The 14,813-nt window shown below is 67.0% G+C and carries 12 protein-coding genes, 1 tRNA gene and 2 pseudogenes; 10 read left to right on the forward strand and 5 right to left on the reverse strand.

What is annotated here, in order from left to right; translation table 11 throughout:
• The first annotated feature begins 45 nt into the window (after positions 1-45).
• From gnd to ACFKCF_RS15065, 7 genes are all read left to right on the forward strand, one after another.
• Complete coding sequence (gene gnd, locus ACFKCF_RS15035) at positions 46-993, forward strand: phosphogluconate dehydrogenase (NAD(+)-dependent, decarboxylating) (RefSeq protein WP_394493947.1); 948 nt, start codon at positions 46-48, stop codon at positions 991-993.
• Positions 994-1,028: 35 nt separating this feature from the next.
• Positions 1,029-2,273 carry a DNA replication/repair protein RecF gene (recF, locus tag ACFKCF_RS15040; protein WP_394493948.1) on the forward strand — a complete coding sequence of 415 codons (1,245 nt, stop codon included), beginning with the start codon at positions 1,029-1,031 and terminating at the stop codon, positions 2,271-2,273.
• The gene (locus ACFKCF_RS15045; RefSeq protein ID WP_394493950.1) at positions 2,263-2,763 is read left to right on the forward strand and encodes a DUF721 domain-containing protein; all 501 of its coding nucleotides are present in this window, start codon (positions 2,263-2,265) and stop codon (positions 2,761-2,763) included. Before recF ends, ACFKCF_RS15045 begins: the two co-directional genes overlap by 11 nt.
• Positions 2,764-3,115: 352 nt before the next feature.
• Positions 3,116-5,059 carry a DNA topoisomerase (ATP-hydrolyzing) subunit B gene (gene gyrB, locus ACFKCF_RS15050; protein WP_394493952.1) on the forward strand — a complete coding sequence of 648 codons (1,944 nt, stop codon included), beginning with the start codon at positions 3,116-3,118 and terminating at the stop codon, positions 5,057-5,059.
• A gap of 21 nt (positions 5,060-5,080) precedes the next feature.
• Positions 5,081-7,579 (forward strand): DNA gyrase subunit A, encoded by a 2,499-nt coding sequence (gyrA, locus tag ACFKCF_RS15055; protein ID WP_394493953.1) that lies wholly within the window; start codon positions 5,081-5,083, stop codon positions 7,577-7,579.
• Positions 7,580-7,582: 3 nt separating this feature from the next.
• Positions 7,583-8,344 carry a DUF3566 domain-containing protein gene (locus tag ACFKCF_RS15060; protein WP_394493955.1) on the forward strand — a complete coding sequence of 254 codons (762 nt, stop codon included), beginning with the start codon at positions 7,583-7,585 and terminating at the stop codon, positions 8,342-8,344.
• A gap of 127 nt (positions 8,345-8,471) precedes the next feature.
• Positions 8,472-8,548 (forward strand) — tRNA-Ile (locus tag ACFKCF_RS15065).
• Here the strand turns inward: ACFKCF_RS15065 and ACFKCF_RS15070 are convergent.
• The 4 genes and pseudogenes from ACFKCF_RS15070 to ACFKCF_RS15085 all read right to left on the reverse strand — a co-directional run bounded on the left by ACFKCF_RS15070 (position 8,527) and on the right by ACFKCF_RS15085 (position 11,538).
• Positions 8,527-9,096, reverse strand: a complete 570-nt coding sequence (locus ACFKCF_RS15070; RefSeq protein WP_394493981.1) for a tyrosine-type recombinase/integrase — start codon at positions 9,094-9,096, stop codon at positions 8,527-8,529. The genes ACFKCF_RS15065 and ACFKCF_RS15070 overlap by 22 nt on opposite strands.
• Before the next feature lie 284 nt (positions 9,097-9,380).
• A pseudogene (locus tag ACFKCF_RS15075) lies at positions 9,381-9,791 on the reverse strand (site-specific integrase); the annotation flags it as partial.
• Positions 9,791-9,970 carry a helix-turn-helix domain-containing protein gene (locus tag ACFKCF_RS15080; protein WP_394493956.1) on the reverse strand — a complete coding sequence of 60 codons (180 nt, stop codon included), beginning with the start codon at positions 9,968-9,970 and terminating at the stop codon, positions 9,791-9,793. The gene ACFKCF_RS15080 and the pseudogene ACFKCF_RS15075, both read right to left, overlap by 1 nt.
• Positions 9,970-11,538: pseudogene (locus ACFKCF_RS15085) on the reverse strand (replication initiator). Before ACFKCF_RS15085 ends, ACFKCF_RS15080 begins: the two are co-directional and overlap by 1 nt.
• Before the next feature lie 52 nt (positions 11,539-11,590).
• On the opposite strand from ACFKCF_RS15085, the gene ACFKCF_RS15090 reads away from it, so the two are divergent.
• The 3 genes from ACFKCF_RS15090 to ACFKCF_RS15100 all read left to right on the forward strand — a co-directional run bounded on the left by ACFKCF_RS15090 (position 11,591) and on the right by ACFKCF_RS15100 (position 13,715).
• Positions 11,591-12,124 (forward strand): helix-turn-helix domain-containing protein, encoded by a 534-nt coding sequence (locus tag ACFKCF_RS15090; RefSeq protein ID WP_394493958.1) that lies wholly within the window; start codon positions 11,591-11,593, stop codon positions 12,122-12,124.
• A gap of 187 nt (positions 12,125-12,311) precedes the next feature.
• Complete coding sequence (locus tag ACFKCF_RS15095; protein WP_394493960.1) at positions 12,312-13,154, forward strand: PHP domain-containing protein; 843 nt, start codon at positions 12,312-12,314, stop codon at positions 13,152-13,154.
• Between the two features lie 201 nt (positions 13,155-13,355).
• Complete coding sequence (locus tag ACFKCF_RS15100; RefSeq protein ID WP_394493961.1) at positions 13,356-13,715, forward strand: SRPBCC domain-containing protein; 360 nt, start codon at positions 13,356-13,358, stop codon at positions 13,713-13,715.
• Positions 13,716-13,971: 256 nt separating this feature from the next.
• Here ACFKCF_RS15100 and ACFKCF_RS15105 read toward each other — a convergent pair whose 3' ends face one another.
• Positions 13,972-14,250: a hypothetical protein gene (locus tag ACFKCF_RS15105; RefSeq protein WP_394493962.1), complete on the reverse strand. Its 279-nt coding sequence runs from the start codon at positions 14,248-14,250 to the stop codon at positions 13,972-13,974.
• Between the last annotated feature and the right edge of the window lie 563 nt (positions 14,251-14,813).

Genomic DNA, 14,813 nt, shown 5'->3' on the forward strand with positions numbered 1-14,813 from the left:
CCTGTCATCGGGGATGATGGAAGTCTGACAAGGGGGTAGGACAACATGCAGATCGGCATGGTCGGACTGGGCAAAATGGGCGGCAACATGGCCGAGCGCCTGCGCCGTGGAGGCCACGACGTCGTCGGCTACGACCGCGATCCCGCGATCAGCGACGTGGGCAGCCTCAAGGAGCTGGTCGAACGCCTGCAGAAGCCGCGGGCGGTCTGGGTCATGGTCCCCGCAGGCAAGCCCACCCAGTCGACGATCGACGATCTCGGCGAGCTGCTCGACCCCGGCGACATCGTCGTCGACGGCGGAAACTCCCACTATGTGGATGACCAGAAGCACGCCGCCGAGCTGGCCGAGAAGAGCATCGGGTTCGTCGACTGCGGCGTGAGCGGCGGCGTCTGGGGCCTCAAGAACGGCTACGCGCTCATGTGCGGCGGCGACGAGGCCAACGTCGAGCGGCTCATGCCGATCTTCGAGACGCTCAAGCCCGAGGGCGAGGACGGCTTCGTGCACGCGGGCGAGGTCGGCGCCGGGCACTTCGCGAAGATGGTCCACAACGGCATCGAGTACGGCATGATGCAGGCGTTCGCGGAGGGCTGGGAGCTGCTCGAAGCCTCCGACGTCGTCAAGGACGTCAAGGGCTCGTTCAAGAGCTGGCGCACCGGCACCGTGATCCGTTCCTGGCTGCTCGACCTGATGGTGCGGGCGCTGGACGACGACGAGCACCTCGAGCAGCTCCGAGGTTATGCACAGGACTCCGGAGAAGGCCGGTGGACGGTGCAGGCGGCTGTGGACCACGCGGTGCCGCTGCCCGTCATCACCGCCTCGCTGTACGCCAGGTTCGCCTCGCGCCAGGACGACTCGCCCGCGATGAAGGTGGTCGCGGCGCTGCGCAACCAGTTCGGCGGCCACGCGACCACCTCAGCGGAGGGCAGCACCGGAAAGGGAGCCGACTCCCCCGGCGCCGACGTGGTCCCGCCGCGCGAGACCGAGCGTCGGTGACCACAGGCATCCCCGAGGCGCACTAACCTCGTGGGGTGCATGTCGCCCACCTCTCGCTGACCGACTTCAGGTCGTACGCGTCCGTGGAGCTCGGCCTGGAGCCGGGCGTCACGGCGTTCGTGGGGCCCAACGGCCAGGGCAAGACCAACCTGGTCGAGGCCCTCGGCTACGTCGCGACGCACTCGAGCCACCGGGTGTCGAGCGACGCGCCGCTGGTGCGCAAGGGCGCCACGCGGGCGATCGTGCGCTGCGCCGTCCACAGGGAGGACCGCCGGGCGCTGGTCGAGCTGGAGATCAACCCGGGGCGGGCCAACCGCGCCAGGCTCAACCGCTCCCCCGTGTCCAGGGCCCGCGACGTGGTCGGCCTGCTGCGTACGGTGCTGTTCGCCCCTGAGGACCTGTCGCTGTCCAAGGGCGACCCGGCCGAGCGGCGCCGATTCCTCGACGACCTGCTGGTGGCCAGGACACCCAGGTTCGCCGGTGTCCGGGCCGACTACGACCGGGTGCTCAAGCAGCGCGGCGCGCTCCTGCGTACGGCCGCGCAGGCCCGCAGGGGCGGCAGGAGCGCCAAACGGGCCGAGAGCGACACCGCGTTCGCCGCGGCCGGCGCGGGCGACGTGCTGAGCACGCTGGAGGTGTGGGACGCCCACCTCGCCAGGCACGGCGCGGAGCTGCTCCGGGCCCGGCTGGAGCTCGTCGAGGCGCTGCGCCCGCTGGTGGCCGGGGCCTACTCCGCGCTCGCTCCCGGGAGCGAGTCGGCGACGCTGGCCTACCGCAGCACGTTGTCCACAGGTGGGGATACGGATGAGGGTGTCCCGGAGGACGAAGCCGCCGGTGAGCGGGGATCTTTTGATACACAGACGTTATCCACAGACTTGGGGAAAACCCTTGAAGAACGGCTGCGGGAGCAGCTATTGGAGGTCCGCTCCGCAGAGCTCGAGCGCGGCGTCACGCTCGTCGGCCCCCACCGCGACGACCTGATCCTCGGCCTCGGCGACCTGCCCGCCCGGGGCTACGCCAGCCATGGCGAGTCCTGGTCGTTCGCGCTGGCGCTGCGGCTGGCGGCGTACGACCTGCTGCGGGCCGACGGCGGCGATCCCGTGCTGATCCTCGACGACGTGTTCGCCGAGCTCGACAGCCAGCGCAGGCGGCGGCTGGCCGAGATCGTCGCGCCTGCCGAGCAGGTGCTCATCACCGCCGCCGTGCCGGACGACGTACCCGCGGAGCTGGTGGGGGGCCGGTTCGACGTCGCAGAAGGGAGCGTGACCCGTGTCCGCTGACGACAACCCCGCGGCCAGGGGAGCAGCGATGGCCAGGGAGAAGCTCGCCCAGGCCAAGGCCGACGCGGCCAAGCGCGGCCAGCTCCCCCGGCGCGAGCCCAGGCGCAAGGCGGCGGGGCCGCGCCGGGAGGGCGGCGATCCACAGCTTTTCGGACGTGCCATTGCCGACCTCCTGGCCGACCGCGGATGGGAGCGTTCGGCGGCGGTCGGCGGGGTGTTCGGGCGCTGGATCGACATCGTGGGCCCTGACCTGGCCGCCCACACCAAGCCCGAGTCGTTCGAGGACGGCGAGGTGCTGATCGTGGCCGATTCCACAGCCTGGGCGACGCAGGTGCGGCTGCTCGCGCGCACCCTCATACGCAGGCTCAACGAGGAGCTCGGCGACGGCACCGTCACAAAGGTCAAGGTCAGAGGCCCGCAGAACGGGCCCCGGCCGTCCGGGGGCCTGCGGGTGACCGGCAGCCGGGGCCCGGGCGACACCTACGGATAGCCTCGATCAGCGGTTTTCCGCAGCAGGCGCTTTTGCTGCTCCGGTTAGGCCCCAGGGGCGATCAGAAAGCCACAGACGCGATAAGCCCCCTTTCCGAAGGGGGGATGCTTACTAGGGGGCAAAACGAGCTAGGAGCCATCACAGGCGCGTTCCTTGCCACCTTCGGCCTCCGGACCCGGTAGAATGAAGACGGATTCCGGACACGTCCGCTTGCGTGTCACCCCGGCGGTAAGCCGACTCCCTTGGGTGACCGCGCATCGGGGCACTCACGACGGTGACGGGCACGGTAGGGGCAGCTTTCGCAGGTCGATGGCCTCCCCCGCCGCGTGTCCGCGGCAGGAGGATTTCGCAGTTGTCCTACGACGCTAGCTCTATCACCGTACTCGAGGGGCTTGAGGCGGTTCGCAAGCGCCCGGGTATGTATATCGGCTCCACCGGTGAGCGCGGCCTGCACCACCTCGTCTACGAGATTGTGGACAACGCGGTGGACGAGGCCCTCGCCGGCTACGCCACCAAGATCGACATCACGCTCTTGGCCGACAACGGCGTACGCGTGGTCGACAACGGCCGTGGCATCCCCACAGGCATCATGCCGAAGGAGAACCGCTCGGCGGTCGAGGTCGTGCTGACCACGCTGCACGCGGGCGGCAAGTTCGACAGCCAGTCCTACGCGGTCTCCGGCGGCCTCCACGGCGTCGGCTCGGCCGTCGTCAACGCGCTGTCCACCGCCATGGACGTCGAGATCAAGCAGAACGGCCACTACTGGCGCCAGCGCTACGAGATGTCCAAGCCCCTCGCGCCGCTGGCCAAGGGCGAGGGGACCGACGAGACCGGCACCACGATCACGTTCTGGCCCGACCCCGAGATCTTCGAGACCACCGCCTGGAACTACGAGACGCTCTCGCGCCGCTTCCAGGAGACGGCCTTCCTCAACAAGGGCCTGACGATCACGCTCACCGACGAGCGCCCCGACCACGTCAACGGCGAGGTCCACACCGTCACCTACTGCTACGAGGGCGGTCTGACCGACTTCGTCCAGCACCTCAACGCCAAGAAGGAGCCAGCGCACGCGTCGATCGTCTCCTTCGAGGAGGAGGGCGACGGCATCGCGGTCGAGATCGCCATGCAGTGGAACAACTCCTACTCCGAGTCGGTCTACACCTTCGCCAACATGATCAACACCGCGGAGGGCGGCACCCACGAGGAGGGCTTCCGCGCGGCGCTGACGACGATCGTCAACCGCTACGCGCGCGAGCAGAAGTTCCTCAAGGAGGGCAAGGACGACAACCTCTCCGGTGAGGACGTCCGCGAGGGCCTGACCGCGATCATCTCGGTCAAGCTGGCCGACCCGCAGTTCGAGGGCCAGACCAAGGCCAAGCTGGGCAACACCGAGGCCAAGTCGTTCGTGCAGAAGGCCTGCAACGACCACCTGCGCGACTGGTTCGAGCGCAACCCCGGCGAGGCCAAGGACATCATCAACAAGTCCCTGCAGGCCTCGCGCGCCCGCCTCGCCGCCCGCCAGGCCCGCGACCTGACCAGGCGCAAGTCGCTGCTCGAGTCGGGCAGCGGGCTGCCGGGCAAGCTGGCCGACTGCCAGTGGAACGACCCGGAGAAGTGCGAGCTGTTCATCGTCGAGGGCGACTCGGCCGGCGGCTCGGCCAAGGGCGGCCGCGACTCGCGCTTCCAGGCGATCCTGCCCATCCGCGGCAAGATCCTCAACGTCGAGAAGGCGCGGATCGACAAGGTCCTGAAGAACAACGAGGTCCAGGCGCTGATCACCGCCCTGGGCACCGGGGTGCACGACGAGTTCGACATCGCCAAGCTGCGCTACCACAAGGTCATCCTCATGGCCGACGCCGACGTCGACGGCCAGCACATCAACACGCTGCTGCTGACGCTGCTGTTCCGGTTCATGAGGCCGCTGATCGAGGCCGGCCACGTCTACCTGTCGTGCCCGCCGCTCTACAAGATCAAGTGGGACCGCAAGGGCGAGGACGCCTCCTACGCGTACTCCGACTCCGAGCGCGACGCGGTCATCGCCGAAGGGATCGCCAACGGCAAGGCCGACCCCCGGCCGCGTGACAACGTACAGCGCTTCAAGGGTCTCGGCGAGATGAACGCGGCTCAGCTGTGGGAGACCACGATGAACCCGGAGACCCGGCTGCTCCGCCTGGTCACGCTCGACGACGCGGCGCAGGCCGACGACCTGTTCAGCGTGCTCATGGGCGAGGACGTGGAAGCCCGGCGCGACTTCATCATCCGCAACGCGCGCGACGTCCGCTTCCTCGACGTTTAGTTAGAAAAGGGATCATCACCTGTGACGGACGTGAACACCACTCCCCCGGCTGAGCGCATCGAGCCTGTGGACATCCAGTCCGAGATGCAGCGCAGTTACATGGACTACGCGATGTCGGTCATCGTGTCCAGGGCGCTGCCGGACGTCCGCGACGGTCTCAAGCCGGTGCACCGGCGAGTGCTCTACGCGATGTACGACGGTGGCTACCGTCCCGACCGCGGCTACTTCAAGTGCGCCCGCGTCGTCGGTGACGTGATGGGCACCTACCATCCCCACGGCGACACCTCGATCTACGACGCGCTGGTGCGACTGGCGCAGCCGTGGTCGCTGCGCTATCCGCTGGTCGACGGGCAGGGCAACTTCGGCTCGCCGGGCAACGACCCCGCGGCGGCGATGCGCTACACCGAGTGCAAGCTCGCGCCCATCGCCATGGAGATGCTGCGCGACATCGACAAGGACACCGTCGACTTCCGCCCCAACTACGACGGCAAGTCGCAGGAGCCCGACGTCCTGCCGGCGCGCTTCCCGCAGTTGCTGGTCAACGGCTCGGGCGGCATCGCCGTCGGCATGGCCACCAACATCCCGCCGCACAACCTGCGCGAGGTCGCCTCGGCGGTCAAGTGGGCCCTGGAAAACCCCGAGGCCGGCGACGAGGAGCTGCTCGAAGCGGCGATCAAGCTGGTCAAGGGGCCCGACTTCCCCACCAAGGCGCTGATCGTCGGGCGGCGGGGCATCGAGGACGCCTACCGCACCGGCCGCGGCTCGATCACCATGCGGGCCGTGGTCGAGGTCGAGGAGGACAAGGGACGGCAGGCGCTCGTCGTCACGGAGCTGCCGTATCAGGTCAACCCCGACAACCTCGCCCTCAAGATCGCCGAGCTGGTGCGCGAGGGCAAGCTGACCGGCATCGCCGACGTACGCGACGAGAGCTCCTCGCGGGTCGGGCAGCGCCTGGTGATCGTGCTCAAGCGCGACGCGGTCGCCAAGGTCGTGCTCAACAACCTGTACAAGCACACCCAGCTCCAGGACACCTTCGGCGCCAACATGCTGGCGCTGGTCGACGGGGTGCCGCGCACGCTGCGGCTCGACCAGTTCATCCGGCACTACGTGGCGCACCAGATCGAGGTCATCGTCCGCCGGACGCGCTACCTCCTGCGCAAGGCCGAGGAGCGCGCCCATATCCTGCGCGGCCTGCTGAAGGCCCTTGAGCGGCTCGACGAGGTCATCGCCCTCATCCGGGCCTCGGATTCCGCCTCGCACGCCCAGCAGGGCCTCATGGCGCTGCTGGAGATCGACGAGGTGCAGGCTCAGGCCATCCTCGACATGCAGCTGCGCAAGCTGGCCGCCCTGGAGCGGCAGGCCATCCAGGACGAGTACGACTCCCTGATGACGCAGATCGCCGAGTACAACGCGATCCTGGCCAGCGAGGCCCGCCAGCGGGAGATCATCAACGAGGAGCTCGCCGAGATCGTCGGCCGCTACGGCGACGACCGGCAGACCGAGATCATCGCCTACGACGGCGACATGTCGATCGAGGACCTCATCGCCGAGGACGAGATCGTCGTCACGATCACCCGGGGCGGCTACGCCAAGCGCACGCGTACCGACCTCTACCGGGCGCAGAAGCGCGGCGGCAAGGGCGTGCGCGGCGCCCAGCTGCGCCAGGACGACATCGTCGACCACTTCTTCGTCACCACGACGCATCACTGGCTGCTGTTCTTCACGAACAAGGGCCGGGTGTACCGGGTCAAGGCGTACGAACTGCCCGACGCCGGGCGTGACGCGCGTGGCATGCATCTCGCGAACCTTTTGGCGATGCAGCCCGACGAAACAGTTATGGAGGTTCTCGACCTACGCGACTACGACGTCGCGCCCTACCTCGTGCTCGCCACCCGCAGCGGGCTGGTCAAGAAGACCCGCCTGTCCGAGTACGACTCCCCCAGGTCCGGCGGCCTGATCGCGATCAACCTGCGGGACGACGACGAGGTCATCGGAGCCCGCCTGGTCTCCGAGCAGGACGACCTGCTGCTGGTCTCCAAGGGGGCACAGTCGATCAGGTTCACCGCTTCCGACGAGGCGCTGCGGCCCATGGGGCGCGCGACCAGCGGTGTGATCGGCATGAGGTTCCTCGATGGTGACGAACTTCTCGCCATGAATCGACTCGCCGACGGTCAAGATGTGCTTATCGCCACGGAAGGTGGGTACGCAAAACGGACGCCAGTGGAGCAGTATCCAGTTCAAGGACGTGGCGGTAGGGGAGTGCTTACTGCGAAAATCGTGTCTTCCCGTGGCAAGCTGGTCGGTGCCGTCATGGTCAACCCAGAGGACGAGGTCTTCGCGATCACGTTCGCCGGCGGGGTGATCCGGACGAGTGCCGGTGAGATCAAGCAGTCCGGCCGCCAGACCATGGGAGTGCGATTGATGAATCTCGCTGAAGGCGACAGCGTGGTGGCCCTCGCCCGGAACGCGGAGTCGATGGAGACTTCGGTGGAAACTGAGGAAGACGGGGGAGGAGAGTAGTTCATGAGCGCCCAGGGTGGCACCGCCAGGACAAAGGCGGCTTCGGGTAACGGACAACAGCCGAAGAAGCCCAACGAAACCGAGATCTTCGGCGCGGTCGACGACGGCAAGGACACGTCGCCCGCGCAGGGCAAGCCAGGCCCGCCCAAGGAGGAGTCGCGGTCGACGGCCCCCGCGCCGTCACCCACGCCCAAGCCGTCCGCCCCCGGCCCCGGCCCCGTCGGCCCTGGTCCTGGTCCTGGTGCCGGTCCTGGCTCCGGCCCGCAGCAGGCGCCTCCGGAGGGCAACGACACGGTCCGCGTCCGTCCGTCGCTCGCCACCGAGGCCCCGCCCGCCCTCGAGCTGCCCAACAAGAAGAAGTCGTCGAACTCCTCGGGGTCCCGGCTCCCCCGCAAGGCCCACCTGGTCCTGCGCCGGGTCGAGCCGTGGTCCGCCATGAAGTTCAGCTTCGTGGTGTCCCTGGTCTGCTTCGTGGTGCTGTTCGTGGCGGTGGCCGTCCTGTACGGCGTGCTGTCGGCCCTGGGCGTGTTCGACTCGCTGGTCGACCTGGTCAACCAGCTCGGCCAGGGGGAGCAGGGGCAGAGCTCCATCCCCATCAACATCGCCTCCTGGTTCGAGCCGGTGCGCATCCTCGGCTACACGGCACTGATCGGCGCCGTGAACGTCGTACTGATCACAGCGCTCTCCACCTTGGGCGCGGTCATCTACAACATCGCCTCTGACCTGGTCGGAGGCGTCGAGGTGACCTTCAGCGAGGCCGAGTAGACGTGGCGCTCGCGCCGACCCCGTGGGCGGGGGCGGCGCGAGCAGCACGCCGGAGGCGGTAAGCTTTTCCTCGTCCGAACAACCGGTTCGCCTCTGTCCTGCGGATGCGATAACGTTCGGTGTGCGCGGGGCTATAGCTCAGTCGGTTAGAGCGCTTCCCTGATAAGGAAGAGGTCCCAGGTTCAAGTCCTGGTAGCCCCACCAGCGAAAAGCCCCGAAGCGATCAAGCTCCGGGGCTCTTTTACTGCAACCCGTACTGCAACGGCCTCACTCGAACAGCTCGTTGACCCTCTTGATCGCGTTCTCCCGGCTCTCGCCGTCGCCGTGGGTGTAGATCTCATCGTGACCGAGATGCGGCTGTGGCCCAAGATCTCCATCGCGTCACGTGGCGCGACTCCAAGCTTCTTGAGCAGTGACGCGGCCGTGTGCCGGAGATCGTGTACACGGATCGGGCGCAACTCGTTCTTCTGCACGATCCGGGCGAAGGACCGGGCCAGGTTTCGCGGCTCGATAGGCCGGCCGGACTTGGTCGTGAACACGAGCCCCGTGTCCACCAGCTCTCCCCCGCCTCGTCCTTGAGGATCTTCTGTCCGTCCCGCTGGATCTCCAACGCCTCGCGGACGATGCCGAGCAGCGGCAGCGATCGATTGCCGGCCCCGGTCTTCACTGGCCCGTGGTGGAGCTCCGTTCCCACTCGCACGAGTTGCCGCCGAATGCTGACGTGTCCTGCCTCGAAATCCACATCGACCCATCGCAGCCCCAGTGCTTCTCCCCGCCGCAGGCCGTAGAGCAAGAGCAGCACGAAGGCGGGGTACAGCGGATCCGGCCGCGCTGCTCGTAGGAACGCCCGCGCCTCGTCGGCCGTCCACGGCTGATTGCGCTTCGAGTCGATTGCCGGAAGAGTCGCCAGCCGCGCGACGTTGCGGGAGATGATCTCTTCTCGCATGGCACGGGTCAGAGCCGCGCTCAGCACGTTCCGCATGACATGAACTGTCCCGATCGCATGGTCTTCACTCTTGATCTTCGCGTTGAGGAAGGTCTGAACCTCAGCCACCGTCAGCCGATCCAGCTTCTTCCGGCCGAGTCCAGGCTTCAGGTAGAGCCGGACGATCGTTTCGTACTTGGCGAACGTCGTCTTCCGGATCGAGTGACGGGCGACGTCGTTCAGCCAGTAGTCGAGGTAATCCCCAACCTTCCAGGCCCGATCAGGCGCAGGCACGCCTCGACGAGACTTGTGCTTCATTTCCTGGATCTTGGAGCGCGCCTCTTCGGCGGTTCTGCCGTAGACGGTCTTGCGCTTCTCCGTGCCGTCGGCGGTGAGAACGTAGACCTGTCCACACCACTTGCCGTCTGCCCGCTGGTAGACGGTCCCCTCGTTGTTGGCCCGCTTGCGACGGTTCTTCTTGCGGGGGGCCTCATCGGAGATGCCGATCAGGGGGTCGGTCATCACGCAGCCTCTTCCATGAGCAGGTCGACGAGTTCAGTGATTGCGGAGGCCGGCACCAGCTGACGCCGACCGGCCTTGAAGGTTCTGAGCTGGCCAGAGCGGATGAACTTGTAGAGCATCCAGCGGCTCACACGGAGCTGCTCTGCGGCCTCTTCGACGGAGAGAACGGGACCGTTCATCAGGCCGCCCTCCGTGCCTCTCGTGGGTTTGCCGAAAGAGTTTGTTCTTCGAGGCGTTGCAGATGGGCTCGCCAGCGTTGGCGTTCGCGGATGGAGCGGAGGAGCCGCACGGCCAGGGGTGGCACGTTGGCGTCTCCGGCAGGGACGGGCTTCCAGACGTAGCGGTGTGGGTCGGGTGTCTGGTCGGGTTGGCCGAGGGCTTCCAGGACCCAGGTGCGGCGGTCCTGCTTGTGTTCGGTGAGGGTCTTGTTGGCCCACTTGCGCGAGACCAGGACGCGGCGGCCGGCGTAGCCGAGGTGGTCGGGTTTGTGGGCCTTGCCCCGGCAGCGGCCCGGCGCCATTCCGGATTTGGCGTTCTTGGGTTGGATGCCGTAGCGCAGCCAGTTGGCGCAGGTGGGTGAGCATGGTTCGGTGCGCAGGGCCTCGATGAGGCGGGCGGCGTGCTCGCGCCGGGCCGTGCTGTGGGCGGCGGCGTCGAGGGGGTCGGCCAGGCTCTTGGTCAGGTACTTGGTGAGGTAGCCCAGCCACTTGCCAGCGGCAGGCGTGCCAGCCAGGACGCTTTGGATGTTGTGCTGCTGCCCGAAGCGGACCCGTGCAGAGGTTGGGCGTCCTCGTCGGTGTCGAGCTGGTCGAGGGCCTGTTCCCAGGTGGGCAGCACCTCGCCCGTGTCAGGGTCGAGGTAGCCGGCCTCGTCCTGCCAGACGGGCAGGTGATCGCCCTGGAAGCTGACTTCGTTGGCCGGGGGCCACCACACCTGGTGGTACGTGGCCGCGATGATCTGCTTCAGCTCCGTCCTCGGCAGGGTTCCGCGGATGGCCATGTGCAGATGCGGGGCGAGCCGTTGTTGCGGTTCGACGGTGGCGAAGTACTGCACGTCGTAGCCCGCGACCCGGCGCAGGTTCTGCACGAACCGGTCCACCAGCTTGGAGAAGTGCAACGCATCCCGCGCGGCCCGCGCGTAGTCGTAGGTATCGGGGTCGACCGGCACGCCGTCGCGGACCTTGCCGTAGGAGGGCAGGGTGAGGGTGACGAACAGCGACGGCCGGTAGACCTTGCCGTCCGGTGCGGCGAAGGTGCGCCCGAGCGTGGTGTGGGCCATCTTGCGCTGAGGCAGGTCCGGCGCGTCCTGCCCGCCGGGTCGAGCGCACCCGCTTGGCGGCGGTCCGGCCGAGGACGTTGCCGCGCATGCCAGCCTCGTTGATCTCGGCGTCGACGCCTTCGATGGCGGCGTCCCAGTCGGCGGTGTCCTCCCCCAGTTGTTCGGCCTCGGCGCGTCGGGCCTGGAGGTCGGCGCGGAACTCGACCAGCCACCGTTGATCGTCGGTCGGCTCGTCGGGGATGATGGCGGGTTCGTGGTCGAGGTGCCGGCCTTCCCGGCATTGGGCGATGCGCAGTTGCCGGTTGCGCTTGGCGCACGGTGGGCACTTGGCCTCCAGCGTGGACCCGCACGGCACGTCGACCAGCTCCCACTGGCCGGTGTGGGTGTCGAGCCGCTTTAGAGGGACGGGCCGGATGCACACGCCGTGCAGCTTGGCGACCTCTTCCACGACATCCCGGGCTATTGGCATCGCCAGCCGCACCGCCCGGGGTAGTGCGCGATCGTTCGGGTTGGTCGGGCACGTGTTCCGCTTGATCCGCCAGTACGCCGGATGCAGTCAGACCCGCATCGGCGTGGCAGTCGGCCTCAGCCAGGGCAAGGTCAGCGAAATCATGAAGGGCGCTGTCCAGGTCACCTCACTTGAGGTGTTCGAGCGCGTCGCCGACGGTCTGCACATGCCCGACCCCGCCCACATGACGCTCGGCCTGGCCCCCCAACGCCCTTCACCGCAGGTCACACATCAGGAGACCGGACCGCCGAGGGACGTTGATGTCCACGCACCGACCAAGTATTTGGCCAGCTTGACCGGATCCTCCAGCCGCCCTGTCATCTCGGGACTGAGGCATGTACTGACCGGCCACATCCACGCCGAGGCCATCATGGGGCCGCCTCTACTGATCAGCGCCGTCAAGAGTCAGATCCCCGTCGTCGGGCAGGTCTGCCGGGTAGCCAGGGGAGCCGACCGCACCGAAGCACTGACCTTCGCCAGCGAGCTCCTAGAATCTACGATCGCCTCATGTGGGCTGGCCACCGTTGGGGTCGGGGGCACTCGGTGAGCCGGTGCTTCGTTCCTCAGCACCGGCTCACCGAGCGCCGGTCTTCTCTCCATACTTCCGCCCGCATTCCCCCGGTCGTAACCTGTCATCGGCCAGGAATATGATCCCGGTCTCGTAGACGGGCACCGTACGTGCCAGAGCGTTGCTCTTCAACGTGTCCCTTTGATGCCGGCGGAAGGATGCGACGGTGGCGCTGCCCGGAGATAGCCATGTTCACAGCGAATGGTCGTGGGACGCACCGGATGGCGCGATGGAGCGGACCTGCGCGCGGGCGGTGGATATGGGTCTCCCCGCGGTTGCGTTCACCGAGCATGTGGACTATACGGCCTGGCTGTTCGTTGATGGCGAGCTCGATGGACATGATCATCTCAAGGCATTCGCCACGCAAGATGGAACAGTGGCTCCGCCAAAATTCAATCTCCACGGGTACTTGGAGTGCGTGGAGCGCTGCCGCGATCGGTTCCCGAGCCTTCGCATCCTGAGCGGCGTGGAACTGGGTGAGCCGCATTGGTACGGCGATGAGGTCGCGAGGCTGCTCGACGCCGGGCAGTTCGACCGGGTGCTTGGTTCGCTGCATTGCCTGCCTGTGGGGGAGCGGTTCTCTGAGCCCCCTTACCTGTACCATCAGCGACCAGCTGCGGAGGTGCTTCGGGAATACCTGGCCGAGATAGTCCGCCTGATCAAGGTCTCGCATACGTTCGGCGTGCTCGCCCACATCGACTACCCGATCCGCACCTGGCCGACGCAGGCTGGCCCGTTCGATCCAGATTCGTTCCAGGAAGAGTTCCGCCATGCCCTACGAGTGCTCGCTGACAGCGGTCGAGCCTTGGAGGTCAACACGCGTGCACGGTTCCCTCCAGAGATCGTTCGCTGGTGGCGCGATGAAGGCGGAGAAGCGGTCACCTTCGGAAGCGATGCCCACAGCCCGGCTGCGCTTGCGCACGGCTTCGCCGACGCTGCTGCCATGGTCGAGGCCCAAGGCTTCCGACCCGGCCGGCACCCCCACGACTTCTGGACTCGTTTGGGCTGATCGATGCACGATGAAGCGCGGTGGTACAGTCCGTGCCCGCCGCGTGCCCGTCAGGGTGGCGAATCGAGGGGAGTCACGGTGACTCCCGAGCAACGTCTCACCTGATCTGAGCTGCTGCGGAGCATGTCAGCCAGTCACGCACCGAAATCTTCCCAACTGGTGGACAATGACCATGTGAGGGCCGCCTTCTAGACTGCGGAAATGATCGAATTGGGTTCGCGAGAGCGTAGGCAGCCGCCGCCCCCTCACATCGTGTGGGAGAGCCTGACCGACCCTTGGCGACCTGGCGGACGGCAGTGGCTGGACCTGAACCCCGATGAAGTCAAGCCACGCATCCTCCGGGTGGTGGAGCCGGAACTCGTGGTCTGGTCATCACTGTGGCCGGACAGGCCTGATGACGAGATCCGGTTCGACATCCGGCCGACCGAGGATGGCGGGTGCTCACTGCGCTGGACACTGCTGACACCTGCCGAAGCCCCGGAACAGGCTGTGATCGGTCGTCTGCGTTACCGGCTCAACTTCCTGATCAATGCTCAGCTCCGGTTTTCTTTCGGGCAGTGAGGGGCTCTCGCGGACGCGTACTGCAACGAGTACTGCAACAGAGGCACGCAACCGCTCACGTCCACGCCCGTCCAGCACTGTTCAGGTCCGGGTTGCGGGACTCTGATCAGGGTCGGGATGGTCCTGATAAGGAAGAGGTCCCAGGTTCAAGTCCTGGTAGCCCCACAGAGTTTCACCAGCTCAAGGCCAGATCCCAAGATCGCGGATCTGGCCTTTTGATCATTTACCATCAATTTGCCACCAAGATCGTCTGGCATCAGGTGACAGAGATCAGGGTCAGCGGACAACGGTCGATCACTGCGCGCAGCATGGCCGCGACGGTGGCACCTCGCGATCGGAACGGCAGACCGATCTCAACCGCACGCATCCGGCTCCCTGCCCGGCGCACCTGATATCCCGCGCCGTCCAGGTGCACTTGATCCCCGAACGATTCGTAGATGCGGAAATGCAGATCCATGCCCCCGGAGCCGACCAGCGGCTCATTGGGACGAATCTCCATCGCTTCAGCAACAGACACCGCCGGGGGCATTGTCATCTGCGCTTCCTTCCGAGGCGAGGCCGGATCAGGCCAAGCGGGCACGCCAGAAAGTTCGATGACCTTCAGTAGATGACCGGCGGCGCAGTGTTGTCAGGATGACGATCAGAGGCAAACACGGACGCGCTTGTCCGCGTGGATGTCCAGGAACGTCAACGTGATGCCACCTCTCGACACCCTGCTGTAGGCCGTGCGGCTGCCTGCCGAGCGAGAGCCCCGGCTCTGGGGTGTGCCGCGCCGGAGGGAGTGACCGCCCTCAGGTCGGGCTGGGTGTGGTCGGCCAGCGAGGGTGCTCCGCGAGAAATGCGCGCTGCGCGAGTACGCGGTAGCTCGGTCGCCCGGCCTCGTCCCTGAGCCGGCGCAATTCCCAGGCGAGCCTTTCGACGGGACCGGCCAACGGATCCACCGGCTGCTCGGGCCGCCCCAATGTGCACTCACCTGGGGGCTCACCCCGAGGTGTGGACACCGATTGTCATGCGGCGAGCAGCACCTTATCGATGGTTTGCTGCTCGTAGTCCATCGGGCTCAGATAGCCCAGGGTGGAATGTCTCCTGCGGGTGTTG

This window comes from Nonomuraea sp. JJY05 (assembly GCF_043496855.1).
Taxonomy (GTDB): Bacteria; Actinomycetota; Actinomycetes; order Streptosporangiales; family Streptosporangiaceae; genus Nonomuraea.